Raw genomic sequence first — 23,430 nt, 5'->3', positions numbered from 1 at the left:
TTACATAAGGTTAATATTTTCTTCTTTTTAAGGTCACTATTGAATAACATTAAGATAATGTTTCGTTAGTGATGCCTTAATATCTTGCCAATAGATTTGTGCATCAAATTAAACAGATCTATATGGTATCAATGTACAAATCTAATCAGGTATTTAATTTACTGCTATTAAGCTTGCTTTTGCTTTTTACGGTGACTAATGTCATGGGGCAGGGAACGCAGGCTTCTATTGCAGGAATCGTGAAAGATGAAAAGAACCTTGCTGTTGGTAATGCGACGGTGCAGGTCAGGAATGAATCAACAGGCTTCACAGCTAGTTCACTTACGAACGATCGAGGAAATTTTGATTTCAAACAATTGCCTCTAGGTGGTCCGTATACCGTTACTGTCAATCACTTGACTTCGGGTGAGGGGGCGATTACGGGCGTGTATCTGAACCAGGGTGACGTGGCGCGTGTTGAGGTCGATTTAATATCCAGTGCGCGGGCATTGGATGCTATTGAAGTCAATGCTTCAGGCTTAGCCAATACCAAAGATTACTTGGGGGCAGCAACGGCATTTTCTTCACGAACCATCCGTTCACTGCCTGTGAACGGTCGTAACTTTACTTCTTTAACTGATCTTTCTCCATTGGCACGAGGTGGAAGTATTTCGGGACAATTGGGGTCGTCAACCAATTTTACGATTGACGGAATGAACGCGAAAAACCCAACCTCGGCCGGAGCAACGACAAGCAGAAGTGGAGCGCCATACTCCGTTTCTATGGAAGCGGTACGGGAGTTCAAAGTCGTAACAAACCAATACGATGTCACGTTCGGTAGGAGTGGTGGAGGTACTATCAGTGCGGCTACCAAATCGGGAACAAACACGTTGACAGGTTCCGCCTTTGTCTATGGCCGTGCCGACTGGTTGACCAGCAATTATGATATACGCGGAAATCGTCGTATTGGAGACTACTCCACTTATCAGTTTGGATTCTCTCTGGGTGGGCCTATCATTAAAGATAAATTACATTTTTTCGCTGTATGGGACAGACAACAGGATAATCGCTCATTACTGATTGCTGATATTCGTGAAGGAGCCAATGAGAATTTATATCGTATTAATCAGTCTAGCTTGAATCGTTATCTAGATATAGCAACCAGTAAGTATGGTGTAGCAAATCGTCAGCAGGTGGGAGCTATTGATAAGAAAAGAACTTCAGATGCCGGTTTTTTACGTTTGGATTGGCAGATCAATTCTAAAAACTTGTTGACTTTGCGGAATAACCTCACCTATGACTACAATCCTATGGGATTGGGCGACAATACCAGTATCAATATTCTGGAGTCTTATGGTAATGACAAAAACTTTGACAACAGCTTGTTGGCTACTTTGCGTACGGACATTTCGCCAAGGATTACCAACGAACTGAAAGTACAGCATCTTTATGTTTACCAAAACAGTACGCAGGGTGACCAAATTGGTAAGAACTATATCCCAAGAGCTATTGTGGAAAATATTGTCTCTGATATTAATGGAACGAACTTGGCAACGAATATTCAATTGGGTGGACATCGTTTTGCACAGGAAAGCTTCAAAAATAATGTATTTCATTTGACCAATAACTTGTATTACGACACAGATTGGGCAAAATATACTTTTGGAGCAGATTTGATGACCACGACTTCAAAATCTATCTACGGCTCGGAGGTCAACGGTCGTTTTCATATTCGTGATGGCGGTGGAGCGGATGCTTTGACCAACTTTGAGAACCAAGTAGCCTATCGTTACTATCGTGAGGTTCCTTTAAAAGATGATGTTTCTGTTAGAGGGACGATTATGAATTTGGGATTGTACGGTCAGATGCAAAAAGAGCTTTCTGCAGGACTGGAAATGACTGCCGGTGTAAGAATGGACTATGCTTCCTATCCGAAAGCTGTATTCAATCAATTGGTGTACGATGAATTGGGTATCCGTACGGATAACAAACTGGCTTCTTTTATCTTGCAACCGCGTGTGCAGTTTAGCTGGGATATCAATGAGAATAAAACAGATTACTTGCGCTTGGGAGCAGGAATATTTGCCTCAGATATCAATAATTATATGATTATCAATAACCTGACTTTTGATGGTAGCAACTTTGCGACTGTAGATGTTCGCGGAGCAGATGTGCCTACACCTGATTTCTTGGCATATCGTCAGAATATCAATGCAATACCTTCCTTGTCACAACACCAATTACCAACAATCAATTATACGGGCGAGGATGCGAAAGTGCCAACGGTTTATAAGGCAAATTTGTCCTATACGCGGTTCATCACTGAAAAGTTCAAAATGAGCTTGACTGGTTACATGACTTTGGGTAGGAATAACTATACCTACGTGGAGCGTAACTTAGTGGATGATTCTTTCTTCAGGTTGGCAAATGAAGGGAATAGAGGGGTGTTTGTACCAGTAGCAAGTATTCCTGCCAACGGACAGCCTGATTGGAAAGACGGTAGAAAATCTGATAAGCTTGGCCGTGTATTGGAGTTGACCAGTATGGGTAAGATTAATCAATATGCTGTTGTTGTGGATGGGGCATATAACTATCATAAAGATGGTTGGATCAATGTGAGCTATACGTGGAACGATGCTAAAGACAATACCTCGTTCAACGGTAACGTAGCGAATACGGCAACATTGGTGCAGCCGGTTGTCGATGATCCACGTAATCTTGGTAGAATCACCTATTCGGACAATCAGTTCAGACATAAGGTGGTGGTATACGGTACGCTGCCAACTTTCTATGGGGTAAATGTTGGTGTACGTTATACAGGGCTTGGTGGTACACGTTACAGTTTGCGTTCTGGTGGAAACACTAATGGTGACTTTGTGACATCAGACAATGATCTGGCGTATATTTTTGATTATACATCGTCCAGTACACCAGAGGCTATCCGCAACGGGTTGCAGGCGATTTTAGATAATCCAGAGGCGAGCAAAAGTATGAAAGACTTTATTACGTCATATGCAGGTGGTTTTGCAGAGCGCAACGGTGGTATCAATGGTTATTTTGGTACAATAGATTTGCGTGTAAGCAAAAACTTTAGATTCTATAAAACACATGGCGTAGAGCTTTCGGCAGAAATTTTCAACTTCGCCAATATGTTGAATAAAGAATGGGGTGTTAATAAATCTTTGGGTAGTCAAGCATTGTACCGTGTGACAGGGTTTGACCAAAGTCAACAGCAGTTTAATTATTCGGTGAATAGCATTGGGTTGGCTTCGCCATCGGGTAATCCATGGCAATTGCAATTTGGTGTTCGCTATAGTTTCTAAAATTAGAACGATCGAAAATAGGGCTGTCCGAAAGATAGAGTGATTGGCCACAAGATGCAATCTTGTGTGGCAGTTTGATAGACATCCGAAGTTTCGAAAAACTTCGGATGTCTTTTTTATTTTCTTTTATACGTATTGATGAGAATAATGACTATCAAAATAAAAATGACGCCACTCCATTGCAAGGGCGAAACATGTTCATGAAGGACAAAATAGGACATCATCACGGCTACGGGAAGCTCAACAGAGCTAAGGATACTTCCTAAGGAGTAACCTGTCTTGGGCATTCCGTAAGCAAATAAAACCGGTGGGATAACTGTTCCAAATAAGGAAAGCACCAAAGCGTAAGGCAAGATACTTTCCCATGTTCCCAACGACAGTAAGGAAACAGGAGTCAACACCAGCATGACCAATATGGAAGCGCCAGTAATCATTAAGGCACTTTTTTTCAGGACCGGATAATCATTGCCGACCCTGCCGTTCAAGATGATAAACAGAGAAAAAGAGGTTGCTGCTGATAAACCGTATAAAATGCCTGTTGTGGATATGGTTTCTGTGCCTCGTTCGATAATTCCTGTAGATAACAAGGTACCGAAAATAACGAATATAGAGCCAATCACTTGCACTTTTGAAGGCGGGCTTTTGAATAGTAGCCATTCCAAAAGTGCTCCAATCCATATGTATTGCATCAGCAGCACAATCGCTATAGAAGCGGGTACAAGTTCTACACATCTATAATAGAGAATGCTGACTGCTCCGGTACTCATTCCACATAGCATAATGAGCCAAAAAGGATGGGTATATTTCTTTTTTGTCAGAGTCTTTTTATTGGTGAGGAAGAAAGCTAACCATAAGAAAGCGGCTCCGAGGAGCACTTGTGTTCCAGTAACTTCCGCTAAGGTAAAGTCCTGTTTATAGGCTTTTTTAACAAAAGTAGAAAGAATACCAAAGCTTGCTGCACCTAGCGTAACGGCGGCGATGCCTTTGATTTTTACAAATGTAGACATGGGCGCAAAAGTAAATAAAAACCAGCAAAATTGGTCAGTCCATTGTCTAAAAGGGGACTTCTTACCCCCTGATATTGTATATCAAGGTGGATTTCTTTAAGTTTGTTATATGGTTCTAATGGTACGGAGATTTACAGGTACATGGCTATGTATAGTGCTGATTATGGTATTGCTTTCCTCGTGTGGAGCGAAGCGTAAAGTAGCACATCGAAACTATCCTGCAAAAGGATCAAGTTCACGCGGAGCTGTGCTGACGGATGCAAGTGATAGTCGCAATAAAGCCCTGTCCGGTTCGAAAATGGAGAACTATGCTAATCTGTTGGGCGTTCCTGTAAAGGAATTACGCAATGCACCGCTTTATAGTTTTATTGATGATTGGATGGGGAGCCCTCATCGATTGGGCGGAATGAGTAAATCTGGTGTTGACTGTTCCGGTTTTGTGGGATTGTTATATAATAGGGTTTATGGGAAAGATCTTCCGCGTACTTCACGCGATATGGGGGATAATGTGAAAAGGAAGTACGAAAACGGACTGCAGGAAGGCGATTTGGTTTTCTTTTCGTTTGGTGGTAAAAACATTGACCATGTTGGGGTCTATTTGCATAATAATAAATTTGTTCATGTTTCGACCAGTAAAGGGGTCATCATATCCGATATCCGGGATAATTGGTATTACAAGTACTTTGTTCGCTGTGGTACGCCTAAAATCTAACATTCAAATTACAATAGCAGTATAAAAGCCCATATAAAAAGTATCCGGTTCGTGGGCAATTCTGTATTTTTGCGCCAAATTATTTATTGTCATGAGCAAAAGGTCAAAAGCAATTTTTCTGGGACTGTGTATCATCGGTTCTTTTTTCATCTATTGTGTTTTTTATTATTCCAATATGATAAAGAACGCTCCTTACCGATATTCGGATTTTGAATATGTTGACCTTCAATATGGTGAACCAGACTCTATGTTGAATACGTATAATTCTGCTACGCAGAAATACCATTTTCTGAATAATCAGGATTCATTGGTAACGACCAAACTCAAATTGACAGATGATGATCTCCTGTATATTCACCGAAAGGCTATGGAAATGGGGTTCTGGAATGTGGATGATGATATGACTACGCCGCGTACTTCACCCGAAGAGGGGAAGAAAGTACCTCGCTTTATATTAGAAATCAAATATAAAGAAAAGTCTAAGCGTGTAACGATTGATACGGATTATCCAGGAAATCCGAAAATGCGCGATGCGGCGATGACCACTGTAGAAACGGTTGTCCAAACCCTTAACAGAGCCTACGCGAGATGATTTAAAAAGGTATATCGGGATGCTATTGGCATCCCGATATACCTTATTTTTCTGTTTACTTAATCTTCCTTATAATTTCCGTAATCAGTGGATAGGTGTTTTCACGTACTTTGTCCAATTCTTCTGCAGATAGCCACTTTGCATCTGTGATATCCTCTTCAGTCTGCGGAACAAGTTTTGGTACTTTATTCACGCCCATTTCATACCAATTGGTCTGTTTGAGAGTGAATTTGCCTCGCATGATATAGGTGTGATACGTTGTGCATAACTTTGGTCCTAAATAATCGATTTCAATTCCGCATTCTTCTTCCACTTCGCGGACCGCCGCCTCTCGCATTTTTTCATTTTCTTCTACTTTTCCTTTTGGAAGATCCCATTTTCCAAGTCTATGGATGAAAAGATAGGCACCTTCGCTATTTTTTACCAGTCCTCCGGCAGCCTTGATGATATTGATTTTTTGTAAAAGTCCTTTAAAGACCCGCTCTATATCAGGATGAATATAGAGGTAAGTTACGTCCTTTGCGACTTTGGTTTTTGAAGCTTGGAAAAGTTTTTCCAGATCAATGTCTTGTAAACCAATTGTTTGTACAGATGTTAATTTCTTGGGGAGAAAATCAGCCAAAATTAGCTGAGATTCGTTCATATAAATTTTATAAATTTGTGCCATGAAAATTATAAATGAGGTTGAACAAAAAGTTGCTGAATCCTTACTGCAAATTAAAGCAATAAAATTGCAACCTAAAAGTCCTTTTACATGGGCATCGGGTTGGAAGTCGCCAATTTATTGTGATAATCGTATTACTTTGTCTCATCCGGCTATCCGTACATACATCCGTCAGCGGTTAGCACAGTTGATTCAGGATGAGTTTGGGGCTGTGGAAATGATATCGGGGGTGGCAACAGCCGGAATACCTCAAGGGGTATTAGTGGCTCAAGATTTGGGATTGCCTTTTACCTATGTGCGCAGTAGCGCAAAAGGCCATGGAAGACAGAATCTAATCGAAGGAGAAGTGGTGAGCGGTCAGCGTGTTGTCGTTGTTGAAGATTTGATTTCCACAGGGAAAAGTAGCTTGCAGGCTGTTGAAGCTTTGCGCGCTGCAGGATGCAACGTTGTTGGACTTGTTTCTATCTTTACTTACGGTTTTGATGCAGCAGTTAATAATTTCGCAGATGCAAAATGCCCATTTTTTAGCTTGTGTAATTATGATGCCCTTATCAGTGTGGCTGTTGCGAATGGCTACGTGTTGGAATCGGATGTAGAATTGCTTGAAAAATGGCGTGTAGACCCAGCGGTCTGGTCTGGAGAATAAATTTTAAAGTAATGACTATCATACAAAATCATACCGATATTCAGAAGCCTATTGCCGAGGTTTATACCTTTTTGGCTGATTTGAATAACCACGAACAATTGATGCCGGATAACATCTATAATTGGTCATCGACAGTGGATGAAGCACGTTTTACCATCAAAAATATGGCAAAACTGGCCTTGAAAATCAGTCAACGAATAGACAATAAAGAAGTGGTCTGTATTCCTGTGGAAGAAGCCCCATTTGAAATTACGCTTCGTTGGACAGTGGAGAAGAAGGATGAAAATCTGACTACAGCGACCTTTATTATCGAGGCGCAATTGAATATGATGATGAAAATGATGGCATCAGGACCTTTGCAAAAATTAGCTGATCATCAGGTGAATGCTTTGAAGCGGATATTGGGTTAAATAGAATAGACTAAAACAAAAGGTCCTTGGCATGAGTCAAGGACCTTTTGTTTTATTGCGGGTGATAATTATGTCACGATTTGACAAAGCCTTCGGTAAGCGGGAAGAGTTTTGTATTTTTACAACAAATTAAATAAGCATTATTTAGATGGAGCTACACTTAAAACGCCCTTTGGCTTTTTTCGATTTGGAGACAACGGGGGTTAATATTTCTGTTGACCGTATCGTGGAGATATCGATTTTGAAGATTTTGCCTGATGGCAAAGAAAAGGTGCTGACGATGCGCATTAACCCAGAAATACCAATCCCGGCAGAATCTTCTATGTTCCATGGTGTTTACGATGAAGATGTCAAAGACATGCCTACTTTTAAGGAGAGTGCACGAGAAATTGCTGACTTCCTTGCAGATGCTGATTTAGCGGGCTATAATTCTAATAAATTTGATGTTCCTATGTTGATGGAGGAGTTTTTGCGTGCAGGTGTTGATTTCTCATTGAAGGGACGGTCATTTGTGGATGTACAGAATATTTTTCACCAGATGGAACAGCGGACATTAAAAGCTGCGTATAAATTTTATTGTGAAGCTGACTTGACCAATGCGCATACAGCAGAGGCTGACGTTCGTGCTACGTATGAAGTGTTGAAAGCACAGTTGAGCAAATATGAAAATGTGCAATTTGAAGATAAACACGGTAATGTATCCATTCCGGTTGTCAATGATGTGGATGCGTTGCATGAGTTTACCAACCTGAGTAAACCAGTTGATTTTGCAGGTCGATTGGTCTATGATGCAGATGGTGATCCAGTTATTAATTTTGGTAAGCACAAAGGGCGGAAGGTGACGGAAGTATTCGATGTGGAACCCAGCTATTATGCGTGGATGCAAAACGGAGACTTTCCATTATATACTAAAAAAGTATTGGAAGAAATCTGGAATGCACATCGTAACCAAAAGAAAGAAAGTAACAGAAATCAACAGGGTGAACAGAAACAGCCTTATCAGAAACCACAGCAGAAGTCTGCTGAACCTGCAAAGCCGATTACTTCGGATATGTTAGCCCAGTTGCAGGGAAAGTTTGGAAAGTAGATTAGTATTTAGATAATAGTATTTAGATGTTAGACGATAGTATTTAGATATTAGACATTAAATTTGAGATAATAGACATAAGATTAATAATGGCGAATATAGAAGAAATCGAACATTTACAATGTTTAATCATTGGTTCAGGGCCTGCAGGTTATACTGCGGCAATCTATGCAGCACGTGCTGATTTGAAACCGGTAGTATATACGGGTATCGTGCCGGGTGGACAGTTAACCCAGACTACTGAAGTGGATAACTTCCCGGGGTATCCGCAAGGAATTACTGGTCCTGTTATGATGGAAGACCTTAAAGCGCAAGCCGAACGTTTCGGTACAGATGTACGCTTTGGTTATGCCACTGAAGTACAGCTTGCCGAAGATGGTGGCATACACAAAGTGCAGATTGACGGTTCGAAATGGGTATCGGCAGAAACGGTTATCATTGCTACCGGAGCTACGGCGAAATGGCTGGGCTTACCTTCGGAAGAAAAATATAACGGATTTGGTGTTTCGGCATGTGCGGTATGTGATGGCTTCTTCTTCAAAGGACAAGATGTCGCTATCGTGGGGGCTGGAGATACGGCTGCTGAGGAAGCCACTTATCTGGCGAAATTGTGTAATAAAGTGTATATGTTGGTGCGTAGGGAAGAGTTTCGTGCTTCTAAAGCCATGGTACACCGCGTGATGAATACAGCGAATATCGAAGTGCTTTACAATACGGAAACCGAAGAAATATTAGGGAATGAAACGGGTGTAAACGCTGTTCGTGTCATTAACAACCAAACTAAGGAAACTAAGGTATTGGATGTGACGGGGTTCTTTGTGGCTATTGGTCATAAACCGAATACTGAACTTTTCCAAGGCGTATTGGAGATGGACGAAACAGGCTATTTGATTACTAAGGCTGATAGTACAGCAACGAATATCCCGGGTGTATTTGCTTGTGGTGACGTGCAGGACCATATCTATCGTCAAGCGATTACTGCTGCAGGAACAGGCTGTATGGCTGCCTTAGAAGCGGAACGCTATTTAGCGGCGAAACACAGTGAGGTTGAATAATAATTAAGTAGAGACGTAGCATGCTACGTCTCTACATTTTTCAGATTACCCCAAAATGCTTTAAAGCATTCCAAACGCCATCATTATCCACATCTGTGGTGATATAATCTGCAATTTCTTTTACTTCAGGGTTGGCATTGCCCATGCCTACACCAATGTTCACGTGTTGCAACATGGTGATGTCGTTGCCCCCGTCGCCAAAAGCCATCGTTTGCTTAAGATCTAAGTCAAAATGTTGACAAAAGATGTCAATCCCTACTTTTTTGCTTTGTCCCTTTGGATTCACATCGGCAAACAAGGGTGTCCAGCGGGAAGCCAAAGAGTTAGGCATCACTTTTTCCATAAACGCCTTTTCTTCTTCGGGACCTAAAAAGATGTTGGTTTGCAATATACTGGAAACATCAACGGTTTCCATGTTGACCAAAGGAGGAACAGGGAGATTGAGGTGCGCATACATTCCGGCAATTTCTGGGGTGACATCGTGGATAGTAATTTCCCGTTCCGACATAAAGGAAAAGCTTAACGGGTTTTGCTTGGCGTAATCCAATACACCTTGAATATCGGATGGGTTAATAGCTTGTTTGAATAATACATCATCTTCCTGTGTCACACAATAGCCACCATTAAAAGTGATAAAACCATCAAAATCTAAAAATTTGATATGGTCTATGCTATTTATAGAGCGTCCTGTCGACACGATCACCTTAATGTCTTTTGCTTGAAGCTTATGGATTGCCTCCTGAGTCGAGGCCGGTATTTCATGAGTCTTAAAACTTAAAAGAGTACCGTCTATATCGAAAAAAACGGCTTTAATCGTTGGGCTTTGCATAAAGACAAAGGTACAACTTCTTTATGGAATGAAAACGGAGGTTTTATTATCTTTGTGTTATGGATAACTATGCCACTTTTATTGATAGCATTCGCGGAAGTATCCAACGCGAAGAATTCATCAAACTTTCTTTAGGGAATTATCACGGGACAGAACCTTATTTGAAAAATATCTATGTGAAGCCTGTTTTGATTAAACGGCAAAAGAAACTGTCTTTTGTGTTTCGCTATAAAACGAAGGATATTACCAAGAATTTTGATGCAGATATGGCATTGTTGGAGATACAGGGGCTTCTGCAGGTGGAAGGTTTTCGTGTGGCAACATTGTTCAGCGAGACTGAAAATTTGATTTGCGAACTGAGCAAAAAAGGCGTGTGGGGAATACGTACAGAAAAAGCAACGGCTGTTGTGCCAAAGTCTTTGACCCACGATAAACAAAAATCCCGCAAACTGGGACAGGAACACAAAACGTATCTGGAAGAGTTGCGGTTAATGGATGCGGAAGGCAAAGTCTATAAAAATGCACAGGATAAATGGAAGCAGATCAATCACTATATTGAGATATTGAGTGCGATGTTGCAGGATTTGCCTACGCAGGATGTGCTGAATGTTGTGGATATGGGAGCGGGTAAAGGTTATCTGACATTTGCATTGTATGATTATCTTGTCGGGCAACTGAACCGACAGGCTACAGTTGTTGGCGTAGAATACCGCGAGGATTTGGTAGAACTATGCAACCAGATTGCGCGCAAATCACAGTTCGATGGTTTACACTTTGTACAAGGGACTATCGAAGATTATCACCCGACTAATGCGCTCAACGTATTGATTGCTTTGCATGCCTGCGATACGGCTACAGACGGTGCCATTGCCAAAGGCATCCTTAATGGTGCAGATTTAATTGTCGTAGCACCGTGTTGCCATAAACAAATCAGGCGAGAGATGGAGCGAAACAAATCCAAGAATGAACTGGATTTCTTGCTGAAGCATGGGATCTTTATGGAGCGGCAAGCCGAAATGGTCACGGATGGCTTGCGCGCTCTAATTATGGAATATTTTGGTTATCAGACGAAAGTATTCCAGTTTGTTTCCGATACCCATACGCCAAAAAATGTTTTGGTTGTAGGAGAAAAGAAAACGATTAATCCCAAGAGGCAACAGGAGATCTTAACCAAAATTGCGGCTACAAAGGCTTATTTTGGTATCGACTATCATCATTTGGAACGGTTACTTGCTGTCAAATAAGTGTACCACTTTATCGTCGATTTTTTCTTTATTGTCCGCGTTGATTATGTTTAGAATGTATTTAATAGATTCTAATCGGGCGACTTTTTTCTTGTCCGTATTGATGACTGTCCAAGGGGAGGAAGCTGCTGTTGTACGGAACATTTTATCGATATAATGGCTGTATTTGTCCCATAGTTCTTGCGCCTGCTGATCCAAATCACCTAATTTCCATTGTTTCAAAGGGTCATTTTTACGTTCTTCCAAACGTTCGGCTTGCTCTTCTTTAGAAATATTAAGAAACAGTTTGATCAGGATAATTCCGTCGTCGATTAGTAACTTCTCAACTTCATTGACTTGTTGTAAGAAACGTTCATGTTGTTCATCTGTGCAAAACCCGAAGACTGGTTCGACAACAGCACGATTGTACCAAGAACGATCGAAGAAAACAATTTCTCCTTTGTTTGGAAGTTTTTTGAGATAGCGTTGGAAATACCATTGGCCAGATTCTATTTCCGTTGGTTTCGGAAGAGAAACTACTTGATACCTTTTGGGATTCATGAATTCGGTAATTCTGGAAATTGTGCCTCCTTTTCCAGCTGCATCCCGGCCTTCGACAATAATTAATACCCGCTTCTTGGAATGGATGACGTCAGCCTGCATAGCATTTAATTTTTTGTGCAAGTGGTCCATTTCTTTTTCATAGGCCAGTTGTTCCAAAAATTTATCTTCTTTGATGATTTTATTATCCACCAAATAGTTGATGATCGACTGTTTATCGTGATAAGATGTTGCGGTTGATGAGGTTAAGGAGGCTTACAAAATAACCTTTAATCCTCCATAATAATTTCTCGTTGGAGCCGGATTAAAGAAACGGTTTCCAAATGCATTAATATCGTTTCCTAAGCTATATTGTTCATTCAAAAGGTTATCAATCCCGGCAAAGAATTGCAGTTGTCTGCTGTTATTAAACCTATATGTCCAATTACCTTTAAGCTGCACCAGATGAAACTTATCGGCAAACACCGTATTTGCATCATTCAAAGGCATGCTTGATGTGAAGATATGCGCTATATTAAAGTCAAATCGTTTTGGAAAGGAGATCGACATATTGTTGGACCAAACCCAATCGGGTACAGCCGTTATCTTGTTTTGCGAGAAATCGTCGTTGTTGACCAGATATTCGCCAAAGCGATAATGATTATACGAAACACTGGATTGTACACTTAATGCCTGTATCCATTGTTTCTGCTGTGGTGTGAGTAAATACGCCCATATCGACGCTTCAATACCTTTTTGTATCATTTCGCCTGCGTTGACATAGTATTCTGCTCCGTTTTCACGCAGTTGTCGGATAATACCGTTTTGCATATCATAATGGTATAAGGATAGGTCAGCTATAAACCGTCTTCGTTTGGATTCGAACCGGCCCCCGATTTCATAGTTTGTACCTGTTTCGGCTTCAAGGTCTGTATTGACAAGATTATCAGATGAACGAACCTCCGCAATGGTTGGCGTAGAATAGCCTTTGGAAATAGAGCCGCGAAGCGCTAAACGATCGGTCAACAGATAAGACGTTGCTACCCTTGGCATCCATATCCCACCAAAGTCGATATTGTCTTTTGAGGCAGAAGATTCGGGATAACGTTGCCGATAGGTTATTGTCGATTGGTTCAAGCCAATAGAACCTTCTATTGTCCAGCGTTGATAAAGCTTTGTCATAGCCCGATAGAAGAAGCTATGTTGCGTGTTGTCCAGATTATCTTTGGCTTGAGGATTGGTCGAAATACCACCTTCGTTGTCAAAATTATCGATTTTGTTCCAACCTTTTTGTCCTTCATAGCCTATCTGTATTTGCCAGTGCAAATTTTCTTGGTCGGTGTTTTTATAAGAAAAGTATGTGCGTAAGCCCAGATTTTGTTCTTTACGATATTCGTAGTTAGTGATAAACGGGTTCTCAAAATCGGTGTGTGACCCAAAAATGCTGATACTATGTGATAGTTTTTCGCTGATTTGGGTCGCATGGACCAAACCGCCAAAGAATGTTTTGTTATAGATACCCGCCTGTTGCTCTTTTGCTCCCGGGTTAGGACCTGCGGGGGGTCTCGACATTTTTGGGTTCTCATCCATCTGTGACTGAGTTAGTCCTCCAGGCGTACGATAGCCAACGTCACTGTATAGTGCGAAAAACCGTAATTGATTGCTTTGAGTATATTTCCACTGATGTGCGGTTTGAAAAGTCTTTTTGTTCAAAGCTGTATTTTCCCGATAGCCATCTGAACGGATAAAGGATTGGTCAAAGGAAAAATGATACTTGTCGTTTACTTGACGCTGTACGGAAAGCTGTTCCTGAAACAAGCCAAACGAACCGCCACTGATAAGCAAAGAGGCTTGGTTATCTGTTACATCAAATCCTTTAGGCTGTATACGCACCACACCCCCAGAATTGGCTCCATATAATGAACCGTCCGGACCTTTTAGGATATGTATACCCTGTATAGAAGCAGGATCAATGAGATTCAGATACGTATTGCCTCCGGCATCGGTCATTGGAAATTCGTCCACATATATTTTTACATTACGGATGCCAAAGGGAGAGCGGATTAAGCTACCGCGCATCGCCAATCGGTAACTTCCGGGCGAACGTTCCTCCATGCGAAGACCTGCTACTGTATTTAGTGCCGGTAACAGGGTAGTGGTTTGTTGGTTTTCGATAAGTTTACTATCGATGGTTTGCGCTGTTGCGGTTAATCCTAAAAGAGGTTGTTGACTAAAGTAGGCATTGATATTTACAGGAACAATTTCTTGATGGTTGCTAATGCTGTCAGTCGTTTGTGCAAGCGTAGTAGATGGAATCGTAAGAATAGAAGTGAAAAATAATAACGCAGCTGTACGAAACATGAAACCTAATTTTTTTAATATTATCTGTAATCGATGTGAGGAAAATATAGTGTTGATGCTAAATTAAAAAGCTTCGTTTAATCCTAAGAATAATCCGCGTTGTCCGAACCGTCCAAAAGCATAATCTATACAAAGATTGGTGCGTGTTGCTTTGTTGAATAGTAGTCGTAAGCCTGTCCCTCCGGCAGGTTGCCATTGTTGGAAAAGTTTGGTGCCAAGGCGGTCGTTGGCTGTTTGTAGATTGGCAAATACCACGCCGCTTAAAAACTGATTACGTAAAATCGGAAATCGGTATTCTACCTCTGTAGAGAAGAAGGAATTACCTTTGAAATAGCCATTGGTATAGCCTCGGCCTACGCGGGCAAAAGTGTCTTTTCCCGTGCCAGGTAGATCGAGGTAAGCCAAGTTTCCTCCAAGATTATAAGAGCCCCAATGCCAGAAAGCCAAAACATGATTTGGTCGGGATGACGAAAGTTGCCAGTACTTTCGGAAGTCTGTTTGTAATTGATAAGAACTTTGTGAACTTCCCATCCAGGCTTGGCTCATCCGTAAGACAATATCCGTATAGATACCTTTATAGGCACTGTTGGGGTTGTCGCGTGTCATATATTGCCAATTAAACATTAGACCATTGTTGTTGTAGTTTTTTGCACTGTAGCCTGTGAAATCACTGTAGGTTCCCAGAGGTGTTTGTGGATGGTTGCCCACTGTGTGTATATTCCGTTTGAGATCGATAAAAACCCCTGCTCCGATAAACATCCCTGGAGAGAGCTGTTTGTATAAACGTTCATTCAGACCATACACGGTATATTGATTGACAAAGCGTGTACGTTCAGGATTGTTTAGGACTTCTTCTTCTGGTACATCCGTAGGAACGATATTCCCCATTCCCATACCATAATCCAGTCCCACCATCTTGGCTATGATGACTCCACCTTTCAGGTTCCATTTATTTTTGGAGGTATAGATATCATGCATAAGGTAACCAAAAATAATGCCTCGGGTTGTATAATTCAATGCGGTTGCATAGGTAGACATACTGGTGTTTTCCCTGTCACCCAGATACATACCGCTGACGATCTTGGATCCAACCTGAAAACCTATACTGGGATTGTAATTGATATTCGGAAGGATGGATAAACCAGACCTTTTTTTGGGGATTTTTGTGGTGGTATCGTGGCGTATAAAGCGACCAATATCTTTTATACCATCACCGATGTCATACAAATGGTCGAAGGTATATAATGTTGTGTCTTTGGTTTCTACCGTGCTAACGGTATCCTGCAACACGACTTGTTGCGCAAATAAAGGATACGTACATATTAAGGAAAAAAGAAGAACCAACTGTTTATACATTCCACAAAAATAAACTATTTGTGGAATTTTAGGCGAATAAAAACTATTCTGCTTCAAGAAGTTGCTTTTCGTGCAGTTCAAAGTACTCACCTTCTAATGCCATCAGTTCTTGATGTGTACCTTGTTCTATGATACTCCCTTGATTCAATACGATGATATGGTCTGCATTCTTGATCGTAGAAATTCGATGCGCAATGAAGATGGTGGTTTTATTCTGCATGATACGGCTCAGGTTATGCAAAATTTCTTCTTCAGTCTTGGTATCAACAGCGGAGAGACAGTCGTCAAAAATAAGTATATGTGGGTCTTTGACCAATGCACGGGCAATGGAAACACGTTGTTTTTGTCCACCAGATAAGGTGATGCCTCGTTCGCCTATCGAGGTTTCAAAACCATGTTCAAACTGCATAATATTATCATAGACGGCAGCATCTTTAGCGGCTTGTTCCACTCTTTCGATATCAACCGTATCCAATCCAAAAGCGATATTGCGGGCAATGGTATCGGAGAAAAGAAATACTTGTTGTGGTACAAATCCAATCTGTTCCCGTAGGTTTTGTGTTCTCATCTGCCGGATTGGAACACCGTCAAAAATAATATCGCCCTTATCTGCATCGTACATGCGCAATAGTAAGTTGGCTAAAGTCGATTTTCCCGATCCGGTCTTTCCAATGATGGCCAGGGTTTTACCTTTTGGTATCGTGAACGAGACATTTTGTAAGGCTGTAATGCCTGTCTCGGGATATGTAAAAGTCAGATTACTCACAGTAATGTTGCCTTGTAAGCTGATTTCTCGGTTGCCGTCGGGAATTTCAGAAGTGGTTTTAAGAAATTCGTTGATTCTTTTCTGGGAAGCTGCTGCCCGTTGAAATAGGGAAGTTACCCAAGCTAAGGACATGGCGGGAAATGTCAGTTGGTTCACATAGATAATAAACTCAGCGATATTACCCGCCGTGATGGTGCCGTTGTTTACCTCAATACCGCCGACATAGACCGTGATAATCGTACTGAACCCTACAAGAAAAATAATGAGTGGAAAGAAAATTGCCTGTACTTTAACCAAATCCAATGAAGCATTCCTGTAATAATTGCTTTCATCGGCGAAAACATCCATTTTTTCCTGTTCCCGATTATAGGTCTTGATAACACGAATGCCTGAGAATGTTTCCTGCACAAAGGATGATAGTTTAGAAAGTTGCCGCTGAATTTTCTCACTTCGGCTATTGATTACCTTGTTAACGTAAAGAATAATTACAGAAAGGATAGGGATTGGTAGGAGTGAGTAAGTCGCAAGCTTAGCGTTGACATCGTACATCGCGTAGATAATCATCAGTGAGAGTACGACAGTATTGATCGCATACATGATTGCAGGACCCAGGTAGTTCCGTACTTGATTGACATCTTCTGTAGCACGGTTCATCATATCTCCTGTGTTATTTTTACGGAAGAAAGCGAAATCCAGAACCTGATAATGGTTGTAGATTTCATTTTTTAGATCATATTCAATGTGACGTGAAGTCAGGATGAGGGTCTGCCGCATGAAAAACAAAAACACACCACGCAATAAGGAAAGTGCTAAGACAACCAAGCCGAAGAAAAGTAGGCTACTTCCGAAAACCTGATATATGAGGTTTTGTTTGTCAAACCCATCATAGAGGCGGTACAAGTCAATATTTTCCTTTACTAGGTCAAAAGCTTCCCGGATAACTTTTGCTGGCAAAATACCGAAATAATTCGACGCGATAACGAATAGAATTCCGGGAATAACCTGCCAACGATACTTATAGAAATACTTATTGAGATATGCCAACTCTTTCATCGAACGCAAATGTAAGGCTAAAAAATTGAAAAAAATCCATTGCAGTGTGGGATTCCTGTCAAGAAATGACAATTGTGATAAATAATACAATGATAAAGAATTTTGCACGGAAATATTTCCTACTTTTGCATGGTAAAAATGAAAAATGAGGCATTGCCAATTTTGTTATGGAAGTAAATAATCCTTCTGTTTTCGATAAGATGGGGGCATCTAACCATCAGAATCTGTTTTTTTGTCATGATGCGGCAGTCGGTTTACAAGCGATTGTAGCTATTCATGATACGACTTTGGGGCCGGCTATCGGTGGTGTGCGCATGTTGCCATACGAATCGATTTCGGAGGCTGTCGATGATGCTTTGCGCCTGTCGCAAGCCATTACTTATAAGGCTGCTTTAGCTGGGTTGAATCTCGGTGGGGGCAGCGCTATCATTATAGGTAACCATCGCACAGATAAAACGGAGGTCTTGATGCGCCGTTTTGGTCAATTCATCGAAGGGCTGAACGGAAACTTCATTGCTTCTACTGATATCGGTACTACGCAGAAGGATTTGGAATACATGCTTGCTGAGACAAATTATGTAGCAGGTTTGCCAGCCTCATTGAATGGTGGTGGCGATACGACAGTATTTGCCGCTCGTGGTGTCTTCTACGGAATCAAGGCTGCTATCAAAGAATTGTATGGCGATGATAGCTTGGCAGGCCGTAAGGTTGCGGTACAAGGTGTTGGAAGTGTAGGCGAGCAGTTAGTGAGTATGTTGCGCGGTGAGAATGCACGCGTTTATGTATCGGATATGACCGAAGAACGCAAAATGAAAATAGCTGCAAAATACAAAGCCGAGCCTATCACGTATTCGACAAGTTTTGAATTGGATGCCGATGTCTATGCCCCTTGTGCATTGGGTGGAACGGTTAATCCAGATACTGTGCCACGCATGCGCTGTAAGATTATTGCTGGGTCTGCTAATAATCAACTGAAAGATGAGGAGCTGACCAGTACGCTTCTGAAAGAGCATAATATCTTATATACACCTGATTTTGTGATTAATTCAGGAGCCTTGATTAGTTGCTTTTCTGAGTTGGAAGGTCATGGTGGTGAACGCACGGAAGCATTGGTGAAACATATCTATAATGCAACACGACATGTGATTCAAAAATCCAGAGAAGATAATATTACGACGTTTGAGGCGGCTAAACAATTGGCTGATCAACGTATACGAGACATAAAAAAGCTTAAAAGGTAGAATAGTGGTTAATTGGTTATTTATTTAAAAGTTTAGTCGTTTAAACAATTAAATTTTAATCATTATAAACACAAATAATTAAAGTATATTATATACAATCGTTCTTTAAATTAAATTATGCTTAACAGAAGGCACCTTCGGGTGAAAGTCATGCAGACGCTTTATGCGTACAGTTTATCAGAGGATAAACAAATCAAAAATTTTGAAAAAGCGCTTTTGAATAGCGTAGATGAGGTTAATCAGATGTACATCTGGACATTGAACCTTTTGGATGAAGTGGCCGAATATGTACTAATTGATGCAGAGGGAAGAGCAAACAAATTTCTTCCAACGGAGAAGGATAAGGTGTACACAACGAAACTGAACACGAATACGTTTATCGAATCTTTGCGTCAGAATAGAGCTTATCTCGAAGATGTTAAAAAATATAAGGTTTCTTGGTCTTTCGATCCGGAAATTGTACGCTCTATATTTGCACAATTGAAAGAATCTGAGGAGTATTTGGCTTATCTTCAACAGGAGGACCGCTCTATCGGTGCCGAAAAGGATATTATCAAATATATCTTCAAGAAGATTATCCTAAAATCACCTGAAATTGAGCAGGTTTTTGAATCAAAATTTATTAACTGGCCAACTGATAAAGAAATTCTGCAAGCGATGATTGCCAAAACATTCAAGAATTTCAGTAGTGAAAACCCAACGCAGAATAAATTGGCTGATCTTACGCCGAATTGGGATGAAGACGGTGAGTTTATTATCGATCTTTTGAAAGAAACCATTCGTCATACGAATGAGTATCAAGAAATGATTTCTGTTAAGACAAAAAACTGGGAGGCAGATCGTATTGCGTTGGTGGATACACTGTTGATGCGCATGGCCATCAGTGAATTGATGAACTTCCCGACGATACCAGTTAAGGTGACTATTAATGAGTATATTGAGCTTTCTAAAGCGTTTAGTACAGCAAAAAGTAATACGTTTATCAACGGTATTTTAGATAAGATTTTAGTGGAGCTGACCCAACAGGGACGTATCCGCAAAGAAGGTAGAGGCTTAAAAGATTAATCACATGAATATACTGAAAGTAAGTTTGATGGGATTGGCATTTGCAACGTTAATTTCCTGTGGAAACTCAACCAAGAGCGATGCAGAAACGACTTCAACAGAAGCTACGGAAAATACGAATGCCACAAAAGGTAAAGTAGAGTTTGAAGAAACTGTTTTTGACTTCGGTCAGATCAAAGAAGGGGAAGTCGTGGAAAGAACGTATGTCTTCACTAATACAGGTGAGGCGCCGGTGATTCTTTCGCAGGTATCGGCTTCATGCGGTTGTACAACGCCTTCTTATACGCAGACACCTGTGCTTCCAGGGAAAACAGGTGAGATTAAAGTAAGCTTTGATAGTAACGGACAGGCTGGTAAACAACAGAAAATAGTAACAGTGGTTTCCAATGCTGAAAACGGCGTAACTACGGTACAGTTACGAGGGGAAGTTTCACCAAAGTAGTTTAGAAATATTTTTTAATTTTGACTTTTTAATTTTTATTTTGTTAATATGATTACAACATTATTGCAAGCAGCGCCAGGTGGCGGCGGATTGATGAGCTTTTTACCGATGATTTTGATTATTGTGGTTTTCTATTTCTTCATGATCAGACCACAGATGAAAAAGCAAAAAGACCACAAAAAATATATCGAGGAACTTGGTGTAAATTCTAAAATAGTAACTACAGCCGGAATCCACGGACGTATTGTGGAAGTGAGCGAAACTACGTTTTTGGTAGACGTGGGTTCGGGTGTGAAAATCCGTTTCGATAAATCAGCAGTTGCATTAGACGCGTCAAAAGCAGCGAATGGTGACACTGTTAAGAAATAATTTTTTACAGCGTATTTGAAAAGACAATCTGATAAAGATTGTCTTTTTTGTTTTCGTTAGACTTCCGAAGTTTCTAAACAGCGAAGCTCTCAACTTTACCATTAAAAACAGATACTTAAAGTTAAACTTCGGAAGTCTGTATAAAAAATTACTATTTTTGTGGCTATGGTGCAAGCACGGATAACGAAAACTAAGCGGCGTAAATTAGCAATATTCTTGCGTTGTCTAGTTATTTCCTTCGTGGCATGGCTCCTGTTCAGTATATCCAATGTGCAGACGTACACCATTAAAACGGGGATTTCCTATGTTAATATTCCCGAACAGAAAGCTTTTCACCCTTTGCAATCCGATACGGTTAATGTACGGATGAAATTAAGTGGTTGGAAAATATTTCTCAAGAAGTTAAATCCAGATACACCGCATATTCAAGTTGATTTAAGTGGTTTGAAAAACCGGAACTATATTGTGTTTACGAATCAACTGGGGTATATTAATAGACAGTTCCCGGTGGATAATCAGGTTATAGGCGTTAATCCCGATACGTTATTTTTCGATTTTTCCAAGCAGACTCAGCGTAAGGTTCCGGTTCGTCCGTTGCATAATATCCAATTTAAAAAACAATATGGGATTATTGGCGAAACGAAAATATCACCACAATACGTGACGGTAACGGGACCATTGGAAGATGTTGCAAATATTGAATATCTGGAGACGGATACTATCCGAGGAACACAGATTTCATCTGATATTCGGACTGTAGCTTACTTGAACAAGCACCAAAAGAACAATATCACGATTTACCCTACTTTTGCAGAAATTACTATTCCCGTTGGCGAGATCACAGAAAAGGTGGTGGAAGTGCCACTTAAGGTGGAAAACGCATCACGCTATACAACAGTACGAACCTTACCGAGTAAGGTGAAGTTGACCTTTCTCGTGTCGTTGAAAGACTACAACAAATGGACTTCACGTGATTTTGAAGCAATTGTAGATATGGAAAATTGGGCACAAAATAGAGTACAAAGCTTACCTGTTATCTTAACGAAAGTACCTGACTATTGTCAGATGGTGAGCATCGAGCCGCAGAATGTTGATTTTTTTGTGCGTAGGTAAATAAATATGGGATTGCGAATAGGTATTACTGGGGGCATTGGCTCAGGAAAAAGTTATGTAGCAAAGATCTTTAAGGCATTGGGAGTTCCCTTTTATGATGCCGACAGGGTTGCGAAGAATATTATGAATGAGGATGCTGACTTGCGAAAAGAACTAGAGTTTGCCTTTGGAGCAGCAGTCTATGGCGTAGATGGATTACTGGATAGGACTTATCTGGCTGATATCGTGTTTAAGGATAAGGAACAACTGGCAAAGCTCAACAGTTTAGTTCATCCTGTGGTTATTCGTCACGGTGAAGAGTGGGCAGGTGCACAGACGACACCTTATTCGCTAAAAGAGGCCGCTCTTTTGTTCGAAAGTGGTTCTTATAAATCATTGGATTATACCATTTTGGTGGTTGCGCCAAAAGAGGTGCGTATCAAGCGTGTAATGGAAAGAGATGGAACTGACAGAATCCAAGTTGAACAGCGCATGGATAAACAATTGCCCGATGAAGAGAAGGAGCGATTGGCTAATTTTATCTTGATTAATGATGGTGTAAAACCAATCCTTCCCCAAGTACTTGCCCTGCACAATAAATTCTTGCAGGAACACAAATCATGAGTGAAATATTAGAAGATTTTTTAGTCCGTAAGCACGAGGGCTACTACTGCCGTTATGGACAGTTTTATATTGATGCTTTATCGCCTGTTGCCGTTAATCTGATTTCCCATGCACATGGTGACCACGCCACGGCTGGTCATCGTCTGATGTATGCGACGGATGTCACTTTTGCTTTTATGAAAAACAAATTCTCCAAAATGCCTGAAAGCAGTATGCAAAAGGTTGTGTTTGGTGAATCTTTTCGGATTGGCGAAGTTGAGATTGTTTTTATCCCAGCAGGTCATATATTGGGATCAGCGCAGATCAGCATGACTTATGAAGGTGTAACTTATTTATACACGGGAGACTATAAGCTACAAGAGGATCCGACCTGCGAGCCCATCGAAATTGTGCAGGCAGATGTGTTGATAACAGAATCTACTTTTGCTCGTCCTGAGATAGCCCACCCGGCTCCTGTAGCAGAAATCTTAAAACTAAAAGACAGACCTTTCAACATTATGTTGGGCTGTTATACCTTAGGGAAGGCACAACGCTTGACTGCATTAATTAATATGTACTTGCCGGAAAGAGAGGTATTGGTCAACCATAAAATGCACCCTGTGCATAGGATTTACGAGCAATATGGCAATTGTAAGTTACGTTACACTTTGTATAATCGTAAAGCAATGAAGGATGGACTGTCTAATAAGATATATCTGGTTCCACCGCTTACTTTTAATAGCTATTTCCGTGCAACGAATGTGTTGAAGGCTTTTGCCTCTGGTTGGGAGCGTTTACAACGACAGAATGATATTGAGCTTTATATTTCTGATCATGTGGATTGGGAAGATATTTTACACTTTGTGTCTCAGGTGAAGCCTCGGCAAATATGGACTATTCATGGTGACGGTCGTGCTTTGCAAAAACATTTTGACGGACAATTTGTTGTACGAGATATCCTATCGGCATAAAAGTTGTTTTTCCTGCGATAGGGAGGGAAAAGAAGATTGTTGAA

The 23,430-nt window shown here is 40.8% G+C and carries 22 protein-coding genes; 15 read left to right on the top strand and 7 right to left on the bottom strand.

Annotated features, from left to right (window positions below; all coding sequences use genetic code 11):
- The first annotated feature begins 122 nt into the window (after nt 1-122).
- A complete protein-coding gene (locus BM375_RS12990) occupies nt 123-3,302 on the top strand; it encodes a TonB-dependent receptor (RefSeq protein WP_212611681.1) in 3,180 nt (1,059 codons plus the stop codon).
- 116 nt (nt 3,303-3,418) lie between these two features.
- On the opposite strand, the gene BM375_RS12985 is transcribed toward BM375_RS12990, so the two are convergent.
- Entirely contained in the window at nt 3,419-4,309 is an 891-nt protein-coding gene (locus BM375_RS12985; protein ID WP_093366672.1) for an EamA family transporter, read from the bottom strand.
- Between the two features lie 118 nt (nt 4,310-4,427).
- Here BM375_RS12985 and BM375_RS12980 point away from each other — a divergent pair, with 118 nt between their 5' ends.
- Both BM375_RS12980 and BM375_RS12975 read left to right on the top strand, forming a co-directional pair.
- A complete protein-coding gene (locus tag BM375_RS12980; protein WP_244525905.1) occupies nt 4,428-5,021 on the top strand; it encodes a C40 family peptidase in 594 nt (197 codons plus the stop codon).
- Between the two features lie 175 nt (nt 5,022-5,196).
- A complete protein-coding gene (locus BM375_RS12975; RefSeq protein ID WP_093366825.1) occupies nt 5,197-5,613 on the top strand; it encodes a hypothetical protein in 417 nt (138 codons plus the stop codon).
- Between the two features lie 55 nt (nt 5,614-5,668).
- Here BM375_RS12975 and BM375_RS12970 read toward each other — a convergent pair whose 3' ends face one another.
- Nucleotides 5,669-6,256 carry an NUDIX domain-containing protein gene (locus tag BM375_RS12970; protein WP_244525904.1) on the bottom strand — a complete coding sequence of 196 codons (588 nt, stop codon included), beginning with the start codon at nt 6,254-6,256 and terminating at the stop codon, nt 5,669-5,671.
- Between the two features lie 22 nt (nt 6,257-6,278).
- Between BM375_RS12970 and pyrE the strand changes: the two genes are divergently transcribed.
- From pyrE to trxB, 4 genes are all read left to right on the top strand, one after another.
- Nucleotides 6,279-6,923 carry an orotate phosphoribosyltransferase gene (gene pyrE, locus BM375_RS12965; RefSeq protein ID WP_093366668.1) on the top strand — a complete coding sequence of 215 codons (645 nt, stop codon included), beginning with the start codon at nt 6,279-6,281 and terminating at the stop codon, nt 6,921-6,923.
- A gap of 11 nt (nt 6,924-6,934) precedes the next feature.
- Entirely contained in the window at nt 6,935-7,333 is a 399-nt protein-coding gene (locus BM375_RS12960; RefSeq protein WP_093366666.1) for an SRPBCC family protein, read from the top strand.
- A 148-nt stretch (nt 7,334-7,481) separates the two neighbouring features.
- Complete coding sequence (locus BM375_RS12955; protein WP_093366665.1) at nt 7,482-8,420, top strand: 3'-5' exonuclease; 939 nt, start codon at nt 7,482-7,484, stop codon at nt 8,418-8,420.
- A gap of 89 nt (nt 8,421-8,509) precedes the next feature.
- Nucleotides 8,510-9,475, top strand: a complete 966-nt coding sequence (gene trxB / locus BM375_RS12950; protein ID WP_093366664.1) for a thioredoxin-disulfide reductase — start codon at nt 8,510-8,512, stop codon at nt 9,473-9,475.
- 40 nt (nt 9,476-9,515) lie between these two features.
- Here trxB and BM375_RS12945 read toward each other — a convergent pair whose 3' ends face one another.
- Nucleotides 9,516-10,304 (bottom strand): Cof-type HAD-IIB family hydrolase, encoded by a 789-nt coding sequence (locus tag BM375_RS12945; RefSeq protein WP_093366662.1) that lies wholly within the window; start codon nt 10,302-10,304, stop codon nt 9,516-9,518.
- A 59-nt stretch (nt 10,305-10,363) separates the two neighbouring features.
- Here BM375_RS12945 and BM375_RS12940 point away from each other — a divergent pair, with 59 nt between their 5' ends.
- Complete coding sequence (locus BM375_RS12940) at nt 10,364-11,548, top strand: class I SAM-dependent methyltransferase (protein WP_093366661.1); 1,185 nt, start codon at nt 10,364-10,366, stop codon at nt 11,546-11,548.
- Here the strand turns inward: BM375_RS12940 and ppk2 are convergent.
- The 4 genes from ppk2 to BM375_RS12920 form a co-directional block, all read right to left on the bottom strand.
- Nucleotides 11,531-12,280 carry a polyphosphate kinase 2 gene (ppk2, locus tag BM375_RS12935; protein ID WP_244525903.1) on the bottom strand — a complete coding sequence of 250 codons (750 nt, stop codon included), beginning with the start codon at nt 12,278-12,280 and terminating at the stop codon, nt 11,531-11,533. The genes BM375_RS12940 and ppk2 overlap by 18 nt on opposite strands.
- Before the next feature lie 63 nt (nt 12,281-12,343).
- A complete protein-coding gene (locus BM375_RS12930) occupies nt 12,344-14,428 on the bottom strand; it encodes a TonB-dependent receptor (protein WP_093366659.1) in 2,085 nt (694 codons plus the stop codon).
- 63 nt (nt 14,429-14,491) lie between these two features.
- On the bottom strand, nt 14,492-15,784 hold the full coding sequence (locus BM375_RS12925) for a BamA/TamA family outer membrane protein (protein ID WP_093366658.1): 1,293 nt from the start codon (nt 15,782-15,784) through the stop codon (nt 14,492-14,494).
- Nucleotides 15,785-15,827: 43 nt separating this feature from the next.
- Nucleotides 15,828-17,603: an ABC transporter ATP-binding protein gene (locus BM375_RS12920; RefSeq protein ID WP_093366656.1), complete on the bottom strand. Its 1,776-nt coding sequence runs from the start codon at nt 17,601-17,603 to the stop codon at nt 15,828-15,830.
- Between the two features lie 167 nt (nt 17,604-17,770).
- Here BM375_RS12920 and BM375_RS12915 point away from each other — a divergent pair, with 167 nt between their 5' ends.
- The 7 genes from BM375_RS12915 to BM375_RS12885 all read left to right on the top strand — a co-directional run bounded on the left by BM375_RS12915 (nt 17,771) and on the right by BM375_RS12885 (nt 23,386).
- A complete protein-coding gene (locus BM375_RS12915; RefSeq protein WP_093366655.1) occupies nt 17,771-18,844 on the top strand; it encodes a Leu/Phe/Val dehydrogenase in 1,074 nt (357 codons plus the stop codon).
- 117 nt (nt 18,845-18,961) lie between these two features.
- Nucleotides 18,962-19,909 (top strand): transcription antitermination factor NusB, encoded by a 948-nt coding sequence (gene nusB / locus BM375_RS12910; RefSeq protein WP_170852666.1) that lies wholly within the window; start codon nt 18,962-18,964, stop codon nt 19,907-19,909.
- Between the two features lie 4 nt (nt 19,910-19,913).
- Nucleotides 19,914-20,351, top strand: coding sequence for a DUF1573 domain-containing protein (locus BM375_RS12905; RefSeq protein WP_093366652.1), 438 nt, complete (start codon nt 19,914-19,916; stop codon nt 20,349-20,351).
- A gap of 48 nt (nt 20,352-20,399) precedes the next feature.
- Nucleotides 20,400-20,720 carry a preprotein translocase subunit YajC gene (yajC, locus tag BM375_RS12900; RefSeq protein ID WP_093366650.1) on the top strand — a complete coding sequence of 107 codons (321 nt, stop codon included), beginning with the start codon at nt 20,400-20,402 and terminating at the stop codon, nt 20,718-20,720.
- Nucleotides 20,721-20,960: 240 nt separating this feature from the next.
- Nucleotides 20,961-21,833 (top strand): YbbR-like domain-containing protein, encoded by an 873-nt coding sequence (locus BM375_RS12895; protein ID WP_244525902.1) that lies wholly within the window; start codon nt 20,961-20,963, stop codon nt 21,831-21,833.
- Nucleotides 21,834-21,839: 6 nt separating this feature from the next.
- Entirely contained in the window at nt 21,840-22,436 is a 597-nt protein-coding gene (gene coaE / locus BM375_RS12890; RefSeq protein WP_093366647.1) for a dephospho-CoA kinase, read from the top strand.
- Nucleotides 22,433-23,386, top strand: a complete 954-nt coding sequence (locus BM375_RS12885; protein ID WP_093366646.1) for an MBL fold metallo-hydrolase RNA specificity domain-containing protein — start codon at nt 22,433-22,435, stop codon at nt 23,384-23,386. The genes coaE and BM375_RS12885 overlap by 4 nt, the downstream gene beginning before the upstream one ends.
- The last annotated feature ends 44 nt before the right edge of the window (nt 23,387-23,430 follow it).

The organism is Sphingobacterium wenxiniae (assembly GCF_900116225.1).
In the GTDB taxonomy this organism is placed as follows: domain Bacteria; phylum Bacteroidota; class Bacteroidia; order Sphingobacteriales; family Sphingobacteriaceae; genus Sphingobacterium; species Sphingobacterium wenxiniae.
Note: the sequence above shows the minus strand (reverse complement) of the source record. Positions and strands in the feature narration are given on the sequence as shown.